Here is an 18021-nt window from a genome sequence, read left to right on the forward strand (position 1 = left end):
TCCAAACTTTCTGCAAGCGTTTTGCCCTGTCAAAACGCCTTCACGGTGGCTTTTTTGGTCAGCGCCTTCGGTTAAAGGCAGTGGATTATCAGGCTCGCGCGCCAAGCGTTTGCCTGTTCAGCCGGGAAACGGAATATTTTCAATCACTTCCAGATCGTAGCCAGTCAACCCTGCGTATTTCAGTGGCGGCCCGAGGTGGCGCAGCTTGCCGACGCCCAGATCCTGCAAGATCTGTGCGCCCGTACCGACCTCGGAATAAATACGTGATTGCGAACGCGTGTATTGGCGTGGCGGCTGGGTGAGCTGTGGAATGCGCTCCAGCAGCGCTTGGGAAGATTCGTGGTTGGCGAGCACCACCACCACGCCGTGACCTTCTTCAGCGATACGTTGCAGGGCGGCCCAAAGCGTCCAGTTGGCGGGGCCGTTGTATTCGGCACCGACCAGGTCGCGCAGCGGGTCGACAACATGCACGCGCACCAGCGTGGCGGCGTCACGGCGGATGTCGCCCATCACCATGGCCATGTGCACGCCACCTTCGATGCGGTCTTCGTAGCTGAACAGACGGAAGGTGCCGTGCACGGTCGGCAGTTCGCGCTCGCCAATCCTGACGATGGTGTGTTCGGTGCTCAGGCGGTAATGGATCAGGTCGGCGATGGTGCCGATGCGGATGCCGTGCTTTTTGGCAAACACTTCCAGGTCAGGTCTTCTGGCCATGCTGCCGTCATCATTCATGACTTCAACGATGACCGACGCTGGCGTGAAACCGGCCAGCCGGGCCAGGTCGCAGCCCGCTTCGGTATGCCCGGCACGGGTCAGGACGCCGCCGTCACGCGCGCGCAATGGAAAGATATGGCCCGGCTGCACCAGGTCTTCCGGTACTGCGTGCGGGTTGACGGCAGCCTGAACGGTACGCGCACGATCTGCCGCGCTGATGCCGGTGGTCACACCTGTGGTCGCTTCGATGGACACCGTGAACGCGGTGGCGAATACGCTGCCGTTGCTGGGTACCATCTGTTCCAGGCCCAGACGCTGGCAGTGTTCGTCGGTCAGCGTCAGGCAGATCAGACCGCGCGCTTCGCGGGCCATGAAGCTGATGGCCTGTGGCGAACAGCAATCGGCAGCCAATAGCAGATCGCCTTCGTTTTCCCGGTCTTCGTCGTCGACCAGCAACACCATCTTGCCTTGGCGGTAGTCTTCGATGATGTCTTCGATGCGATCGAACGCCATAGTCAGTTTCCCGGTTTTATGGGTGGATGAATCGTGGTATACCATAAGACAGAATATTTCACAGATTGCCTATCAATGAAACAGTGAGACCGCGATGAAAGCCTATTGGATTGCACACGTTGATGTGACCGACCCTCAGCAGTACAGCGAATACACCCAGCGCGCCCCCGCGGCTTTCGAGCTGTTTGGTGGCAGGTTCCTCGCGCGCGGCGGACGTTCCGAGGCGCTCGAAGGGCGTGATACGCCGCAGCGCACGGTGATTATCGAATTTGAATCCTACGAGAAGGCGCTGGCCTGTTATCGGTCGCCCGAGTACCAGCATGCGATGAGCCACAGGCAGGGTGCTTCGAAGGCCGAGATCGTGATCGTCGAGGGGCAGTTTTAAGCGTTCAGTTGCGAGCTGAAAGCTTCAGGCATTCACCGGATAAAGTGCACCTTGCCGGTGTCGTCGTTACCGATATAAATACCGTAGACACCCGCCTGACGTTCTTCGATATAGCGTTCCAGTATCTGGCGGATGGCGGGGTAATAGATGCTGTCCCACGGGATGTCTTCGGGGGCGAAGAATCTGTAATCCAGGGTTTCCGGGCCGAACTGGCCGGTCACCTCCAGCGCGATGGCGCGGAACACAATGTAGACTTCGCTGATGCGCGGCACGCTGAAGATAGAGTAGGGCGAAAGGATCTCGGCGCGCACACCGGTTTCTTCCCAGACTTCACGCAGCGCCGCCTGCTCGGTGGTTTCGCCGCTTTCCATGAAACCGGCAGGCAGTGTCCAGGTGCCCGGGCGCGGCGGGATGGCGCGCTGGCAAAGCAGGTACTTGCCTTCCTGCTCGATGATGCAACCCGCGATGATCTTCGGGTTGATGTAGTGAATATACTGACAGCCGCCACAGACCAGCCGCACGTGCGTATCGCCAGACGGGACACGCTGAGCCAGATCAGCGCTACCGCATTGAGGACAGAAGCGCGGTGTGGCCATTTCAGCGACCTATGCGAGGTTCTTTCAGCGCAACGGGGGCGATGATGTCACGGACTTTGCTGTCTTCGTCCTGCTTGGATTTGAGGTATTCCAGCGCCACACGTGCGGCGTTGCGTACGTGATCGACCGACGCCTGGTGCGCGGCCAGCGGGTCGCCGCTCTTGATCGCTTCGACCATGAGCTCCATTTCCTTGTTGCTGGCACCGCGGCGATTTTCCTGGGATACCGAGGTGGCGCGCAGGTAGCTGATGCGCGCCTGCAACTGGCGTAGCTGGGTCGCGGCCACATGGTTGCCCGAGCCTTCCAGCAATACATCGTAGAAACCCTGGACCGAGTCGATCACCTGCTGCAGTTCGCCTTCCTTGAGCGCCTGACGATTTTCCTCCAGGGCTTTTTCCAGAGCGCGAATGTCCTTGGGCTTGGCCCGCAGGGTAAACAGCTGAACGATCAGGCCTTCCAGCACGCAGCGTAGTTCGTAGATATCGCAGGCATCAGCCAGCGTGATGATTGCAACACGCGGGCCCTTGGCATCGGCGAACTCCACCAGGCCTTCGGATTCCAGGTGGCGCAGTGCTTCGCGAACCGACGTGCGGCTTACCCCGAGGCGGTCACACAGATCACGCTCGACCAGACGATCGCCCGGCAGCAGTTGAAAGTTCATGATTGCGCTGCGCAGCTTGTCCAGCACGATCTCGCGCAGTGTGACGGGGTTGCGGTTGACCTTGAAGGTGTCGTCGAGAGGCAGGCGTTTCATCGGGTGTGCTCGGAATGGGGCTGTCAAAGTAAAAACGTGACTGGAAATAACGTCTCGCTCATGTCGGCAACCCGCAAACCGCGCGGGCTGCTGCATGGCCCGGATGGATGAACCCGGGTCGCGGCCGAGTTTATCACGCCCGTGCCTGCAACCACCAAGACTGCCCTGAGCTACCTCAGACGATGGCTGGCAGTGCACCCATCTTGCCCCGGTGATAGACCATCGGTGTGACCGGTGTCGCGGGCAGGATCAGGTTTTTCACCTCGCCGACAATGATCGCGTGATCGCCGCCGTCGTATTCCCGCCACAGCTCACACTCGATGATCGCCGTGGCCTTGCTCAGCAGCGGATTGCCCAGCTCGCTCAACTGCCACTCGATGCCCTTGGTCTTGTCCTTGCCCTTACTGGCGAAGGCATAGGCTTCTATCTGCTGGTCGGCAGACAGCAGGTGAATCGCGAATTTTTTGCTGTCACGCAACACCGGGTAAGTGTCCGACTCATAGTTAGGGCAGAACAGCACCAGGGCCGGGTCGATGGACAGCGCACTGAATGCGCTGGCAGTAATACCGAACAGGTTGCCCTCAGGGTCGAGGGTGGTGACGATGGTCACGCCCGAAGGGAATGACGCCATGACTTCTTTGTAAATACCGGGTTCTATCATCGCAGCGGCCTCGTTAACGCATGACAAATGGATCAGGCATGGGCGCCTGCGAAAGGTTGATCCACACCGTTTTCAGTTCGGTGTAGGCCAGCACGGAGTCTATCCCGCTCTCACGACCGTAGCCGCTATTTTTGAAACCGCCGATGGGCGCCATGGCCGACACGGCTCGATACGTATTGACCCAGATGATACCTGAGCGAATATCCCGCGCCAGACGGTGTGCCCGGCCAAGGTCGCGGGTCCATATTCCGGCGGCGAGACCAAACTGGGAGTCGTTGGCGATGGCCAGCGCTTCGGCTTCGTCCTTGAAACGAATCACCGATGCCACCGGGCCGAATACTTCTTCCTGCATGATCTTCATCGAATTGTGATCGCACTCGAACAGCGTAGGTTCATAGAACCAGCCTTTGCTGTCCAGCGTCGGTCGCTTGCCGCCCAGACGCAGGCGTGCACCTTCGGCCAGCGCGTCGGCCACCAGGCCTTCTACCACGGCCAGTTGCTGAGCGGTGGCCATCGGACCCATTTCGGTGCCTTCATCCTGCGGATTGCCGATGCGGATACGACTGGCGCGCTCTGCCAGGCGTTCGACGAACTCGTCGTAGATTTCGTCCTGCACCAGCAATCGCGAGCCGGAAACACAGCTTTGCCCGGACGCCGCATAGATGCCGGCGACGGCGCCATTGATGGCGCTGTCCAGATCGGCGTCGGCGAAGATGATGTTGGGTGATTTTCCGCCCAGTTCCAGCGACAGTTTGGCGAAGTTCTCCGCGCTGCTGCGCACCACATGACGCGCCGTAGCCGCGCCACCGGTGAAGGCTATCTTGCGCACCAGCGGGTGCCGGGTGAGGGCCGCGCCAGTGGTCGGGCCGTAACCGGTGATGACGTTGACCACGCCCGGTGGAATGCCGGCTTCAAGTGCCAGACGCGCCAGCTCGAGCACGGTGGCCGAGGCGTGTTCCGAGGGTTTGAGGACAATGGTGTTGCCTGCCGCCAGTGCCGGGGCCAGCTTGATGGCGGTCAGGTACAGCGGGCTGTTCCAAGGTATGATCCCGGCCACTACGCCCATCGGTTCGTGCACGGTGTAGGCGAACAGGTCGGGCTTGTCGAGGGGCAAAGTGCCGCCTTCGAGTTTGTCAGCCAGCCCTGCGGTGTAATGAAAGAATTCGGGCAGATAGCCGACCTGCCCGCGGGTTTCGCGAATCAGTTTGCCGTTGTCGCGGCTTTCCAGCTGTGCCAGTTGCTCCTTGTTTTCGGCAATCAGGTCGCCCAGCTTACGCAGCAGCTTGCCGCGTGCCGTGGCCGTCAGGCCGCGCCAGGCCTGACCCTCGAAGGCTTTCTGGGCGGCCTGAACGGCCCGCTCGACGTCAGCTTCGTCAGCATCCGGCAGTTGCGCCCAGGGTTCGGCCCGCGCCGGATCGAGGCTGTCGAAGGTCTTGCCGGACAACGCATCGACCCATTGACCGTCGATGCACATCTGAAAGCGGGTAAGGCTCATGCAACAATCCCCTTGATCGAATGGTGAGCGGACGCCGGTTTGTCGAGGCCGATCTTTTCGAAGAAACCGAGCAATACCTGGTTGACCAGGCGTGGCGATTCAACCGGCATCATATGACGCTGATCGGGCAATATCGCGACATCGGCACCAGGGATACGCGCGGCCAGTTCGCGGGCCATTTCGGGCGTCGATCCCGGGTCAAGTTCGCCCGTGGCGATCAACGTCGGTGCGCGAATATCGCCCAGATCCTCGGCGCGGTACATATCCTGAGTGGCGAACAGCTTGTACGTGGTCAGGTAACCCTGCGGATCGTTGCTGGCCAGGTTGTGCCGAATGGCCGCAATCTGGGCCGGGCTGGCCGCCTGATACTCGCGGCTGAACCAGCGTGACAGCGCTTCGCCCGCATTGGCGTCCGGGCCATGCTCGGCAGCCTGACTGGTGCGCGCAATGACGCTGGCACGCTGTTCCGCGCTGCGATTGAAGACGCTGTTGAGCACCACCAGCCCCGACAGGTGCTGGGAAAACTCCAGCGCAAACGCACGCGCCACCAGTCCGCCCATCGAGAAACCGACGACCGCCGCCTGCGGCAGTTGCAAGTGCGTCAGCAGCTCGTGCAGTTGTTCGGCATAGCCTGGCAGACCCGTATCCGGGTGGGGGCGAGGGCTGGCACCGTGGCCCAGCATGTCGTAGGCGATGACCTGATATTGCGTGGCCAGCCCGACGATCTGGCCGCCCCACATTTCCTTGTTAAGGCCCACCCCGTGAATCAACACCACGGGGTGACCTTGGCCGGTAGCCAGATAGCTGGTACCCGCCGGGGTGTGTTCAGCGGTGAGCTGAATCATGGATCGCTCCTGCGCAGATGACAAAGGTGATCGGGCGACGAGCCCTTCATGAGTTACTGGGCTTTTTCGGCCGCCAGCTCTTCCAGGTCTATATAGCGATTGCCGATTCGTGGGTGCAGGCGTCCACCGTTGGCGGCACCAAGGACTACGATGATTTCGTCGGCACGCGGCGAATCTTCGATGTGCATTTCCAGGGTGATGTAGTGCGAGCGCAGCCCTTCATCGTCCTTGTGCATCATCGGAATCTGGATCGACGTACCTGGGCCGCCGCGTTTGTTGGTGAAGCTCAGGTAGCTCTTGGCCTTGACGGCCTCACGGTAATGATTGCCAAAGCGCAGGGTATGGATCACGGCCGAAGCGTGTTCGATTTCGCCTTCCGCCCCGACCACTGCAGCCTTGCCGTAGGCCTCGATGTTCTGCGCGCCGCCAATCGCATCGGTGAGGCGCTTGACCATCAACTCGCCCAGTGTGGAGCAGTTGGCGCGAATCTCCGGTTTCAGGTCTTCGACGAAACCACGGCCCAGCCAAGGGTTCTTGATCACGGCCGCCAGCCCGATCATGGTGACCGGCTTGTCGGCGGCCTTGCCGCCCTCGATAAAGGTTTCTTCGGTGTACGTGACGATCTTGCGAATTTCAAAACTCATGAACGACTCCCGGAGCGAGCTTTTGTATTTCGTCTGATGGTATACCATAAGATCGTGCGTGCAAATGCTTTCTTTGCAGTGAATACAGGGGCCGGGACTCGCCTCATTTGCCCGAATCACTGCGGGCGCGCAGCGCTGGCACGCGTTCATCAATGACCATTCGTCAGGTACGAAGGCAATCGCTTTGAACAGGCGTCTTCTGGTCGTGACAGATATTCGGTGGGCCATAAAAGGCCCTGTCGAATTTTTCACCCAAGGAGACTCAGAACATGAAAGCTATCGTCTATGGCGGTCCGCGTGACGTCAGTGTCAAAAACGTACCGGATGCGAAGATCCAGAAGCCAACAGATGCTCTTGTCCGAGTGACCTCCACCAATATCTGTGGCTCGGACCTGCACATGTACGAAGGCCGCACGTCTTTCGAGACCGGGCGCATTTTCGGCCATGAGAACCTCGGCCAGGTGATCGAAGTCGGCGCCGGGGTCGACCGTATCAAAGTGGGCGACTGGGTGTGCCTGCCGTTCAATATTGGCTGCGGCTTTTGCGAAAACTGTGAGAAGGGCCTGACCGGTTATTGCCTGACCGCCAACCCGGGCAGCGCGGGTGCGGCTTACGGCTTTGCTGACATGGGCGATCATGAAGGTGGCCAGGCCGAGCTGTTGCGTGTGCCGTATGCCGACTTCAACTGCCTGCTGTTGCCCGAAGATGCCGCCGAGCGTGAAGAGGATTACGTCATGCTCTCGGACATCTTTCCTACCGGTTGGCATGCCACCGAACTGGCCGGGCTGCTGCCTGGCGAAAGCGTTGCCATCTATGGTGCCGGTCCGGTCGGCCTGATGGCTGCCCACTCGGCGATGATCAAGGGCGCGTCGCAGGTGTTCGTGGTCGACAACCATCCAGATCGTCTGGCACTCGCGGCGAAGATGGGCGCGACGCCGATCAACTCGCTGGAGCAGGGCGCAGTGGATCAGATCCTCAATCTGACCGATGGCAAAGGCACCGACCGTGGCTGTGAGTGCGTTGGTTATCAGTGCTGCGACCGTCATGGTCACGAGGCCAACCACGTCACCATGAACAATCTCGTTGCCTCGACCAAGGCGACAGGTGGAATCGGCGTCGTGGGCGTTTTCGTGCCGCAGGATCCGGGCGCCAAAAGCGACCTCGCGAGGGAAGGCAAGATGGCCTTCGACTTCGGTTCGTTCTGGTTCAAGGGCCAGCAGATCCGCACCGGCCAAGCCAACGTCAAGGCTTACAACCGTCGCCTTGCCGAGCTGATCCACCACGATCGCGCCAAGCCGTCGCAGATCATTTCCCATCGCCTGAAACTTGAAGAAGGCCCTGACGCCTACAAGCACTTCGATGCGCGTGATGAAGGCTGGACCAAGGTCGTGCTCAAGCCAGGTGCGTGATAAGCGCAGTTGACCAGGCCTTGCCTGAGAGCCCTTGTCGTATCTGCCACAGGCGATCGACAAGGGCGTCAGCGTTTCAGTCAGAACATTTTATTCGACGAGATTTATTCAGATGAACGAAGAATACCCAAAGCCGCCATTTGCCAGCCAGCCACAAGATGTTCCAGGCATGCAGGGCAAGATGGACCCCTATCCCGATTGCGGTGAAAAAAGCTACAAGGGCTCCGGACGTCTGCAGGGCAAGATCGCGCTGATCACCGGCGCTGACAGCGGCATCGGCCGCGCAGTCGCGATCGCCTTCGCACGTGAAGGCGCACAGGTCGCGATCTCCTACTTGAACGAGCATGAAGACGCGCAAGAAACCAAGCGCTGGGTCGAAGAGGCGGGCCGTAAATGCCTGGTGTTGCCGGGCGACCTGGCACAGAAGCAGCAATGCGAAGACATCGTGAGCAAGACCGTTGCAGAGTTTGGTCGCATCGATGTGCTGGTCAACAACGCTGCGTTCCAGATGACGCATGAAACGCTGGACGAAATCTCCGACGAAGAATGGGTCAAAACCTTCGATATCAACATCACGGCGATGTTTCGCATCTGCAAGGCTGCGGTTCCGCATATGCCGCGGGGTGGTTCGATCATCAATACCAGTTCGGTCAATTCGGACATGCCCAAGCCGACGTTGCTGGCCTACGCAACCACCAAGGGCGCAATCGCCAACTTCACCGGTGGTCTGGCGCAGTTGCTGGGCGAGAAGGGCATCCGCGTGAACAGCGTTGCTCCAGGTCCGATCTGGACCCCGTTGATCCCGGCGACCATGACCGACGAAGATGTGAAAAGCTTCGGTAGCGAGACACCGCTGGGGCGCCCGGGGCAGCCGGTGGAAGTTTCGCCGATCTATGTGCTGCTGGCCTCTGACGAAGCCAGTTACATTTCCGGCTCGCGCTATGCAGTGACGGGCGGCAAGCCGGTTCTGTAATTACCCCGACAACGCCTTTTTTGTTGAAACGGTGCTCAAACAGGCACCGTTTTTTCAGGCGTCAATGACACTCTGTATTTGCTCAAGCGGGTACTGCCATTGATTGTCTAATTTCCAGACTGATTCATCCGTGTCTGCGCATATCGGGCAGGCTGTCCGGTCGCCATGACAAGCGACGAAAGCGTGTCGGCATTCATCAGCAATAATGAAGTTCGGGTCGTTGTGTTGCTCAAGAATTCTTGTTTTCGCTCTGCTCGGGTGTGCGCATTCTCGGTCAACGCCTGCATGGCGAATATATAGTTGGCTGGATCGAATCGGTTTTCCCTGGGGCCATGCGTCGAGATTTTTCTTAACGACTTTCGGAACTCGCCTGACCACGTCTTAACCTGTGTGGCATCCGCTCCATTAACAAGGCGCTTACTGGCATCCGTCAGATAATAAAACACATCCACTGTATTCAGGCGGACATGGGAGGTCTCGTGAATAAGGGATCGTGCAACTTCCAGCACATCGTAGTTGGCAAGAAGAGAGGTTGACACCCCAATCCGTTCGACCGATTCCTGAAACTCGCCTTGAAAATCAGTCGATGCGAGAATGTCCTCGGGTCCGTTAAAAAGAAACAGCGTTAGATCAGAGTCTGGACTGCCGATGGACTCAATGAGCTCCTGCATCTGCCGTAACGAATCTTCCACGTCGATGCTCGTAGCGGCGCGAGCGCTCGGATCCAGCGCGCCAAAGGTTGCGTCGAAAGCCTTGTTTACGTCTCGCCTCGGTGATGCTTTTAGCAGCTCGGAACGCGTGAACTCCAATAACGAAACGGCAACATCCCTAACGTCATACATTTTGGATAGCTGCTCAGGCGCGAACTCGGAAAGGTCCTTTGCAACGACAACGGTAATGGGCACGTCGTAGGGAGCAGCCCCCTGTTGATCAGCAAACCGCAAAGGCGAATTCCTGACAAAACGATACAGATTCATCCCGTCCACTGTGCCCGCCGGGTCCGGATTGATCCATCGCTGCAACCATGGCGCGTAATAGCGCAGGCCGTAGTAGTACAGCCCCGTCGCGTCGCGTTCCTTGCCGGAATAACGAATGGTTTTATAGCTGGCTTCAACCGTACTGCGCCCTGCCCACCACGAGGTACCACCAAACGGGTAGTAACTTTCCTGGCTGATGATGCGCGCGTTGTTATCCAGCTCCAGGGTGCCGGACCCCAGATGATCGGCGAAGCTGTAGCGAACCTGATCGTTTTCAAGTCCTTCGGGTTGACCCGCCTGCCAGTGCAATACCCGAACCTCGTTGCGCCCGGCCTGGGTGACGATAACGTGCAAAGTCTCGGCTGTGGCGCTGTTGCTGTGCACCTCCAGGCCTGGTAAGTAGCGCACTTCGGCACTGTGGACAACGGCTTTCGCCTTGGTCGTATGGATTTTGCGCAGGCGTTGCCCACTGGCGTCGTAGATGTAGCGCTCTTTGTCGTCGTCACCCGCTGCCCGAACCACCGGCCGCACTTGCTGCAACTGATTACGCCAGTCCCAGCTCATCGCTTGCCCGGCTTGCAACTCATTCAGATTGCCATTGGCGTCGAACGCGGCAGCGATGGCCGCTTCATCCGGCGGTCGATCGTTGATAACCGGCAGGCTGCGATTGCTGGTTTGCGAAGTGATCAGGGTGCGCGAGTGGGACTGGGTGCCCGTGTGGGTCAGTTGCAACAGATTGCCGCTCGCATCATAGCGGTAGGTTTGCGTGTAATTGGCCAGCTGCGTCAGGTCGAGCGGACACTGGAAGGATGGAAAAACAGGGCCTTGATTGAGTTTCGCAGACTCCGTGCCCGTAGCCTGGATCAACTGATACAGCGTGTCGTATTGATACGTCGACACCGGCTCAATGCGCTGACCGGCATAACACCGTGTCGGCTGGGTGCGATCCTCGATACGCAGGACATTGCCCACCGGGTCGTAGTCATACAGCAGATGTTGCAGCAGTTGACCATCTGCCCGTGTGCCTTTGAGTTCAATCAGACGGCCATCTGCGGCGTCGTGCACCGCCTTGGTCACAACGCCGTTGCCAGCCGTTTCCGAGGTTACGTGGCCTTGAGCGTCGTAATCGATACTGTGAACCAGAACTCGCTCTGTCTGCCCGGAGAGGCTGAGTGAAATGGCCTCAATATGACCTGCCACAGTATGGGCAAAGGTCTGGACGTTACGCTGGGCGTCCGTTTGCGAGATGACATCGCCAAGCGGACTGTGTGCCCAGCGCGTAGTCGCGCCTGGACCAGATTCGAGCAAGGCGTCACGTTCTGCCAGCGGTTCTGGCCAGTCGACATTTTCAGGATTGAAGAGAAAATGCCGCGTCTGTTCAAGCACGCCACCCGCCAAGGCGAACTCGTTATCCATTCGCGAACCAGCCGGGTCATCATGGCGTATACATTGGCCGCACTGATTATGGCCCTTGGTATCCGGCCCGCCGTATTGCCGCCGCTCGACGCAGCGTCCGTTTTCAATGATGGCAACGGGTCTGAGTAGGGCGTCATACTGCACGCTCCGCTCAGTCCCACGGCCATCCCATCCAGCCACGACCGCGCCGCTGTCACCGGCCAACATCAGCCGCCAACCGGCATCGACACTGTCGCTGAAAAGCGCCTGACCACTCAGGGAAAACACAGTAGCAAGATTGACGGCAGCCTGGCTTTCCCAGAGCCTTGCATCCCAGCAGTTGACCGGATGCCCGGCAGCATCATGAGCCACGCGGTTTATAAGAACTGCCGGCGTGTCCGTGGCCTGGTTGCGCCAAAAATCAATCGCGCGAATCTCCAGGCCGCGTGGCTCAATGACACTCAGGCGGGGCGTATGATGATGCAATGCGGCAGACTGTACGTTCATGATCACGTCATCCCTGACTGGTGACTTGAGTCCAGGCTATGTAAGTAAAGTATCGTCGTAAGTGCAGCATAGCGCAGGCCTATGAGACCACCGGCGTCAAACGTTTTGTGAGCCTGTCGACGCGCGTCATGACGCGTCGCAAAATCGACGAGCCCTAGCGCTTGGCATTTTTGCCGATGGCCGGTGCTGATCAGCGAGTCTGATCCGTCGGTCACACCGTTCCTTTCAGCGACTTATGGAGAAATTGTTCATGTATCCAGACGTACAGCTTTATATCGATGGTCAATGGCGCGCAAGCCGCGACAATCGCACGTTGTCAGTCATCAACCCGGCGACGGGCGAGGCGCTGGGCACTGTGGCGCATGCCGGTATCGCCGACCTTGACGAAGCTCTGGCGGCGGCCGAGCGTGGCTTTGCCACCTGGCGCGCGACCTCGGCTTATGATCGCTACAAGCTGATGCAGAAAGCGGCGAACCTGATTCGCGAGCGTGCAGACAGCATCGCCCGAATCATGACGCAGGAGCAGGGCAAGCCCTTGGCCGAAGCGCGCATGGAAACCCTGTCGGCGGCTGACATCATCGACTGGCTGGCCGAAGAAGGGCGTCGCAGTTACGGTCGTCTCGTGCCGTCGCGGGGCGTGTCCATCGAACAGAAAGTCATCAAGGAGCCGGTCGGCCCGGTCGCTGCGTTCACGCCCTGGAATTTCCCGATCAACCAGGTGGTGCGCAAGTTGTCCTCGGCACTGGCTGCGGGCTGCTCGATCATCGTCAAGGCCCCGGAAGAAACGCCAGCGTCGCCTGCCGAGCTGATTCGCGCTTTCGCCGATGCCGGTGTGCCGGCTGGCGTCATCGGTCTGGTCTACGGTGATCCGGCAGAAATTTCCGGCTACCTGATCCCGCATCCGGTCATTCGCAAGGTCACGTTCACTGGCTCTACGCCGGTCGGCAAGCAACTGGCCGCATTGGCTGGCAAGCACATGAAGCGGGCAACCATGGAACTGGGTGGTCATGCACCGGCGCTGGTGTTCGATGATGCGGATATCGACCTCGCTGCTCGCGTGCTGGCCACCGCCAAGTTCCGTAACGCCGGGCAGGTCTGCGTGTCGCCGACCAGGATTCTGGTGCAGCGCAAGGTACTCGACGCGTTCACCGAGAAATTCGTTGGCCTGACTCGCGAAATCAAGGTGGGTAACGGTCTGGAGGCGGGCACCACTATGGGTCCTGTGGCCAATGATCGACGTATTCCTGCGCTGGTCGATCTGATCGATGACGCGGTGCGTGGTGGCGCGACGCTGTCTGCCGGTGGCAAGGCTGTCGAGAGGGCGGGCTATTTCTTCGAGCCGACCGTGTTGAGTGGCCTGAAGCCGCAGATGCGCATCATGAATGAGGAGCCTTTCGGCCCTGTCGCGTTGCTGGTGCCTTTCGACACGCTAGAGGAGGCGATTGCCGAGTCAAACCGCGTGCCGTTCGGGCTGGCATCCTATGCCTTCACCACGTCGATGAAGACTGCGCAAGCGCTGAGTACCTTTATCGAAGCGGGGATGCTGTCGATCAATCATCAGGGCATCGGCTTGCCGGAAGTACCGTTCGGCGGGATCAAGGATTCCGGTTACGGTTCCGAAGGCGGCACCGAGGCCATTGAGGCCTACCTGAATACCAAGCTGGTCACTCAATACAACTGAGTGTCGCTCGGGGAAATAAAAAACGGTCGCGATGTGCAAGCATCGCGACCGTTTTTCGTTGCCAGCGTGACTCAGTCTCTGGCTTGAATACCGGTCTGTCTCATGACCAGATTCTTTTCCTTCTTGTACTGCAGGGCCACTTCGGGCGCTGGGCCGCTCTGACCGGTTTCCATCCACTTGCGTATGCGGCTGGCGTCGGCAAAGTGCGTGTACTTGCCGAACGCATCGAGAATCACCACTGAAACCGGGCGGTTGGCCATGCTGGTCAGCAGCACCAGGCAGTGACCGGCCTGGTTGGTAAAGCCGGTCTTGGTCAGCTTGATGTCCCAGTTATCCTTGCGCACCAGATGATCGGTGTTGCTGAAACCGAGGGTGTAGGTCGGTTTGCGGAAGGTCACGGTCTTCTGCTCGGTGGTGCTCAGTTCACTGAGCAGCGGGTATTTGCGCGCCGCCATCACCAGCTTGGTGAGGTCGCGCGCGGTCGACACGTTGTACACCGACAGACCGGTGGGTTCGACGTAGGCCGTGTGCTTCATGCCCAGCGCCTTGGCCTTTGCGTTCATCGCCAGAATGAACGCCGGATAGCCGCCCGGATAGCTGTGCGCCAGGCTGGCCGCCGCGCGGTTTTCCGAGGACATCAGGGTGATCAGCAACATGTCCCGACGGTTCATTTCACTGCCGAGCTTGACTCTGGAGAAGACGCCTTTCATTTCCGGTGTCTGGGAAATGTTCACCGGAATGACTTCGTCCATCGGCTGCTTGGCATCCAGCACGACCATCGCGGTCATCAGCTTGGTGACCGAGGCAATCGGCACGATCACATCCGGGTTGCTGGAATACAGCACCTTGTCGGTCTGCAGGTCGATGACCATTGCGCTGCCCGAGGCAAGGTGCAGGTTGGAAGGATCACGGTTCAGAACGGCGGGTTCATTTGCCAGCGTAGGGGTAGAAAGCACCGGGCCGGTAAGTACAAATAATAGGCCCAAAAGAGACAGACGGATTTTCAAGAGCAAGGCTCACTCGATAAAAGGTGGTAAATGGAAGGGATCGCGTCAAAACGCTGCATTTTATGAGCAGACTTTGCTGTATGTCGATGGGCTGGGGTGGGCGTTTGCGCAATAAATGACGCAATCGGTCATTCATTAAGTTGCTGTTAAGTCGCTTTCTGCTCTGGAACCTGCCAAAAACCACATCTGAATTGAATATTCGTGGTGCGCAAGGCCCGCACCGATTAGCATTCCATGCCATTCAGGTCACCGATTCAGGAGTCATGCAATGCTCAAGGGGTTTGTCAGCAAGGATTACGCAGTACTGGTGATCATCGCTTCATTGATCGTCATTCTGCTGCTGGGTGTCGGCTTTACCTCACGTCCGAGTGACTGGGCTGGCTGGATGCAGGCGATCGGTCTGATCGTCGGGCTGATGGCCGCCGTGGCAGTACCGGCCATCCAGCGCAAGCAGGAAGCGGAACTGGCGCACAAGCAGATACGTGACCGGGAAGTGGGTTACGCGCGGCGCATGCAGTACCTGTGCGGCGAGCTGAGCGAACTGCAGGGCCGTATCAGCCTCAACCTGACCCATCTGCGCGCCAGTGACCGGCATAGCCTGAAATACACATTGCAGGATTACTTGCATCGCCTGTTCGAGTCGCATAAACAGGACCTCAACGATGACCGCGTGGTGCTGGCTTACGAATTGCGTCAGGTCGCCAATGACCTGATCGATGAGCTCGACAGTGGCCGTACCGATCGTGTGGTGTTCATGGCGCTGGAGAAACGCCTGCAGAAACTGGCCCATCGCTGTCAGGTCAACGCGGCCATGGCCGAGCGCGGCTGAGTCTGGTCACCGGCTTTTTCCATGGCAAAAAAAAGCCCGCCATCGAAGAGGCGGGCAAGGGATGTGCGGAGCAACGCACGAGGTTTGCAGAAGAAGTCAGCTGTTGAGGGGTTGACACTGCAGTTGCCGCGACAGGGCCTCTGCAACAGGCAATGACGCGAGCGGGCCGCTGACGGGTTCGCCATCCTGAATCAGGTACCAGCAGGCCAACAGGCCGCGCTCTCTGAGCGGGGCTGGAACTGCGCTACCGACGACGGACATGATGTGTACCTTGGCCATAAGTGCCTCCTCAATCCATGGCGCTACTGTAGAGGGCAGGCGGGCAAGTCAGAAATCGACGCTCTCAATAGTGGTCATTGATAACAACGAGGGTTTGGCGCATTGCATTGGCAGCCAATTATGTGAGCACAGCAACGAAAAACCCGCCTTAAAAGGCGGGTTTTTTGTTCTGTTACCAACGGCCGCGTGGCGGACCGTAGTAATAGCCGGGGCCTGGCGGTGGCCCGTAACGGTGGTAGTAGCCTGGCGGTGGAGGCGGTGGGTAGCGCTCCACAACCTGATAGACCGGGGCCGGCTGGTAATAGACCGGTGGCGGCGCGTAGTAGACCGGCTGCTGTTGCACGTATACCGGCTCGCGCTCGACGTACACCGTTCTGTCGCGACCTGAAGATACCGCCGCCCCGACAACGGCAGCGCCAACGATAGCACCTACCACGGCAGGGCCACCCCAGCCACGGTCAGCATTCGCCTGGCCAGCAAGGGCCAAGGCACCTACAAACAAGGCGATCTTGGGGATTTGACGAATCATGACTGTTCCTCGCTCTCAACCCGTTGTCGCGCGCCTGCATCACTCTCAAGCACTGCCACGGGATAACACTATGACACCGAAATTGTAAGAATCTGCGAAAGTGCTGAGTAAATTTTATGTAAGGTGTGCCGCGTATGTCCTCGCGCTCGCTGGTGCGTAGCATACGCTTCTATCGAAGATTCAAGCCATTACCGTCTGGAGGAAACACCCGATGTCCGTCACTGCTAACAGGGAGACATTATTGTGCATGTCCATGGCCGCCCGTCCCGGCAACTTTGGTGTGCGTTTCCATAATCATCTTTATCAGCAGTTGGGCTTGAACTTCTATTACAAGACTTTCGCCCCCAAAGACCTCGCCGCCGCCGTGGCCGGCATACGCTCGCTGGGGATTCGTGGCAGCGCAGTTTCGATGCCCTTCAAGGAGGCCTGCATCGAGCTGGTCGACGAACTGGACGCCTCGGCTGCCGCTATCCAGTCGATCAATACCATCGTCAACACCGATGGGCATCTGAAGGCGTTCAACACCGATTACATCGCTGTCGCTCAACTGATGGAGAGCCATGCGGTGCCGCGCAGCGCGTTTGCCCTGCGTGGAAGCGGGGGAATGGCCAAGGCAGTCGCGTTCGCGCTGCGTGATGCGGGTTTCACCGAGGGGCTGATCGTGGCCCGTAACGAGCAGGCCGGCCGGCGTCTCGCAGAGGCGTGCGGCTTTCGCTGGCAAGCGGAGCTGGGCAGCGCGCGGCCACCCTTGCTGGTCAATGTCACTCCATTAGGGATGCAGGGCGCGCAAGCTGACGAGCTGTCGTTTGACCTGCAAGCCATCGACGCCGCTGAAACGGTTTTCGATGTGGTGGCTACCCCGGCCGACACGCCGCTGATCCAGGCTGCACGTCGCCTGGGCAAGCGTGTGGTGAGTGGTGATGAAGTGGCGGCGATCCAGGCACTGGAGCAGTTTGTGCTCTATACCGGGGTGCGCCCGACCGACGAGCAGTATCAGCAGGCGGCCGCCTTCGCCAGAGCCGGCTAGCCGGCAGGTCGGGCAGGGCGCGTTACTCCTCGGCGTGCTCCAGTCTGGCCAGTCGTTCTTCAAGGGCCGCGACCCGTGCCTCCAGCTCATCGATACGCGAGTTGGCCGCCGGACTTGCCGAAGGTCGCTCCGGTGTGTGCTGGCGGGCGGCAAGCAGCTCCTGCAGGGATTCCGGGTCGCCCAGCAGGTGCATGTAACGGTCTTCGCGCTGGCCCGACTGGCGCGGCACGAGCATCGCCAGACCTCTGGCGATCAGACGTTCCAGCTGGTGCACGACCTGCTCGCTGTCCTCGAAGTCGTGCATGCGGTTACTGCGGGTAAGCAGCTCGTTGACGGTCTGTGGCCCGCGCAGCAGCAACAGGCCAGTGAGTATCACCTGCGCCGGGACCAGCTCGAGCCCCTTGTCGACCCTGTGTTCCCAGCGATCGGCGCGACTGCCCATGACCAGCCGCGTCAGACCGCGGCCTTCCAGGGCTCGCAGGCTCTGGCCGACCTGACCCTGGGTGAGGTTCATGACCGGGTCACGACTGGTCTTCTGGTTGCAGGCAATCACCAGTGCATTGAGGGTCAGCGGATAGGTTTCCGGGTTGGTCGCCTGTTTCTCGATCAGGCAGCCCAGAATGCGCACTTCAACGCCGTTGAGTTGTAACGCCTCGGCATTCGGGGAGGATTCGGTGGAGGACGATTCGATGGACATGGCGCTTCCCTGAGTGATGGCGGTGGATCAGCGTAGGGCGTGGCGGACATTATTGCCAGTGTCTGCTGCACGGATCTGCAGGGGCGCTGAAAGTGTCACGGCGT

Annotated in this window: 18 protein-coding genes; 6 read left to right on the forward strand and 12 right to left on the reverse strand. The window is 59.4% G+C overall.

What is annotated here, in order from left to right:
• Positions 1 to 117: 117 nt before the first annotated feature.
• Positions 118 to 1227 carry a bifunctional 3,4-dihydroxy-2-butanone-4-phosphate synthase/GTP cyclohydrolase II gene (gene ribBA, locus AO388_RS05430; protein ID WP_058416163.1) on the reverse strand — a complete coding sequence of 370 codons (1110 nt, stop codon included), beginning with the start codon at positions 1225 to 1227 and terminating at the stop codon, positions 118 to 120.
• A gap of 94 nt (positions 1228 to 1321) precedes the next feature.
• Between ribBA and AO388_RS05435 the strand changes: the two genes are divergently transcribed.
• Positions 1322 to 1612: a DUF1330 domain-containing protein gene (locus AO388_RS05435; RefSeq protein ID WP_003434186.1), complete on the forward strand. Its 291-nt coding sequence runs from the start codon at positions 1322 to 1324 to the stop codon at positions 1610 to 1612.
• A 32-nt stretch (positions 1613 to 1644) separates the two neighbouring features.
• Here AO388_RS05435 and AO388_RS05440 read toward each other — a convergent pair whose 3' ends face one another.
• The 6 genes from AO388_RS05440 to AO388_RS05465 form a co-directional block, all read right to left on the reverse strand.
• The gene (locus tag AO388_RS05440; RefSeq protein WP_003369265.1) at positions 1645 to 2208 is read right to left on the reverse strand and encodes an NUDIX hydrolase; all 564 of its coding nucleotides are present in this window, start codon (positions 2206 to 2208) and stop codon (positions 1645 to 1647) included.
• 1 nt (position 2209) lies between these two features.
• Complete coding sequence (locus tag AO388_RS05445) at positions 2210 to 2962, reverse strand: GntR family transcriptional regulator (protein WP_003369267.1); 753 nt, start codon at positions 2960 to 2962, stop codon at positions 2210 to 2212.
• A 175-nt stretch (positions 2963 to 3137) separates the two neighbouring features.
• Positions 3138 to 3623, reverse strand: coding sequence for a flavin reductase family protein (locus tag AO388_RS05450; protein WP_003434184.1), 486 nt, complete (start codon positions 3621 to 3623; stop codon positions 3138 to 3140).
• Positions 3624 to 3636: 13 nt separating this feature from the next.
• On the reverse strand, positions 3637 to 5118 hold the full coding sequence (locus AO388_RS05455; protein ID WP_003434183.1) for an aldehyde dehydrogenase: 1482 nt from the start codon (positions 5116 to 5118) through the stop codon (positions 3637 to 3639).
• The gene (locus AO388_RS05460; protein ID WP_003434182.1) at positions 5115 to 5963 is read right to left on the reverse strand and encodes an alpha/beta fold hydrolase; all 849 of its coding nucleotides are present in this window, start codon (positions 5961 to 5963) and stop codon (positions 5115 to 5117) included. Before AO388_RS05460 ends, AO388_RS05455 begins: the two co-directional genes overlap by 4 nt.
• A gap of 53 nt (positions 5964 to 6016) precedes the next feature.
• Positions 6017 to 6607, reverse strand: a complete 591-nt coding sequence (locus tag AO388_RS05465) for an amino acid synthesis family protein (protein ID WP_003369275.1) — start codon at positions 6605 to 6607, stop codon at positions 6017 to 6019.
• A gap of 269 nt (positions 6608 to 6876) precedes the next feature.
• Here AO388_RS05465 and AO388_RS05470 point away from each other — a divergent pair, with 269 nt between their 5' ends.
• Positions 6877 to 8016, forward strand: a complete 1140-nt coding sequence (locus AO388_RS05470; protein WP_003434181.1) for a glutathione-independent formaldehyde dehydrogenase — start codon at positions 6877 to 6879, stop codon at positions 8014 to 8016.
• A gap of 112 nt (positions 8017 to 8128) precedes the next feature.
• The gene (locus AO388_RS05475; RefSeq protein ID WP_003369279.1) at positions 8129 to 8989 is read left to right on the forward strand and encodes a glucose 1-dehydrogenase; all 861 of its coding nucleotides are present in this window, start codon (positions 8129 to 8131) and stop codon (positions 8987 to 8989) included.
• A gap of 107 nt (positions 8990 to 9096) precedes the next feature.
• Here the strand turns inward: AO388_RS05475 and AO388_RS05480 are convergent, their stop codons facing one another.
• A complete protein-coding gene (locus AO388_RS05480) occupies positions 9097 to 11868 on the reverse strand; it encodes an RHS repeat domain-containing protein (protein WP_058416164.1) in 2772 nt (923 codons plus the stop codon).
• Between the two features lie 250 nt (positions 11869 to 12118).
• On the opposite strand from AO388_RS05480, the gene AO388_RS05485 reads away from it, so the two are divergent.
• Positions 12119 to 13549 (forward strand): NAD-dependent succinate-semialdehyde dehydrogenase, encoded by a 1431-nt coding sequence (locus AO388_RS05485; RefSeq protein WP_003434178.1) that lies wholly within the window; start codon positions 12119 to 12121, stop codon positions 13547 to 13549.
• A 71-nt stretch (positions 13550 to 13620) separates the two neighbouring features.
• On the opposite strand, the gene pbpG is transcribed toward AO388_RS05485, so the two are convergent.
• Entirely contained in the window at positions 13621 to 14556 is a 936-nt protein-coding gene (gene pbpG / locus AO388_RS05490; protein ID WP_032609595.1) for a D-alanyl-D-alanine endopeptidase, read from the reverse strand.
• Positions 14557 to 14824: 268 nt separating this feature from the next.
• On the opposite strand from pbpG, the gene AO388_RS05495 reads away from it, so the two are divergent.
• Positions 14825 to 15385 (forward strand): hypothetical protein, encoded by a 561-nt coding sequence (locus tag AO388_RS05495; protein ID WP_058396988.1) that lies wholly within the window; start codon positions 14825 to 14827, stop codon positions 15383 to 15385.
• Between the two features lie 96 nt (positions 15386 to 15481).
• On the opposite strand, the gene AO388_RS05500 is transcribed toward AO388_RS05495, so the two are convergent.
• Together AO388_RS05500 and AO388_RS05505 are read right to left on the reverse strand one after the other, a co-directional pair.
• Positions 15482 to 15664: a hypothetical protein gene (locus AO388_RS05500; protein ID WP_003434175.1), complete on the reverse strand. Its 183-nt coding sequence runs from the start codon at positions 15662 to 15664 to the stop codon at positions 15482 to 15484.
• Between the two features lie 172 nt (positions 15665 to 15836).
• On the reverse strand, positions 15837 to 16193 hold the full coding sequence (locus AO388_RS05505; RefSeq protein ID WP_003410180.1) for a hypothetical protein: 357 nt from the start codon (positions 16191 to 16193) through the stop codon (positions 15837 to 15839).
• A 211-nt stretch (positions 16194 to 16404) separates the two neighbouring features.
• Here AO388_RS05505 and AO388_RS05510 point away from each other — a divergent pair, with 211 nt between their 5' ends.
• Entirely contained in the window at positions 16405 to 17220 is an 816-nt protein-coding gene (locus tag AO388_RS05510) for a shikimate 5-dehydrogenase (protein WP_054081494.1), read from the forward strand.
• A gap of 22 nt (positions 17221 to 17242) precedes the next feature.
• Here the strand turns inward: AO388_RS05510 and AO388_RS05515 are convergent, their stop codons facing one another.
• Positions 17243 to 17917, reverse strand: coding sequence for a YceH family protein (locus tag AO388_RS05515; RefSeq protein ID WP_054081493.1), 675 nt, complete (start codon positions 17915 to 17917; stop codon positions 17243 to 17245).
• Between the last annotated feature and the right edge of the window lie 104 nt (positions 17918 to 18021).

This window comes from Pseudomonas sp. ICMP 10191, from assembly GCF_001467335.1.
GTDB classification, from domain to species: Bacteria; Pseudomonadota; Gammaproteobacteria; order Pseudomonadales; family Pseudomonadaceae; genus Aquipseudomonas; species Aquipseudomonas cerasi.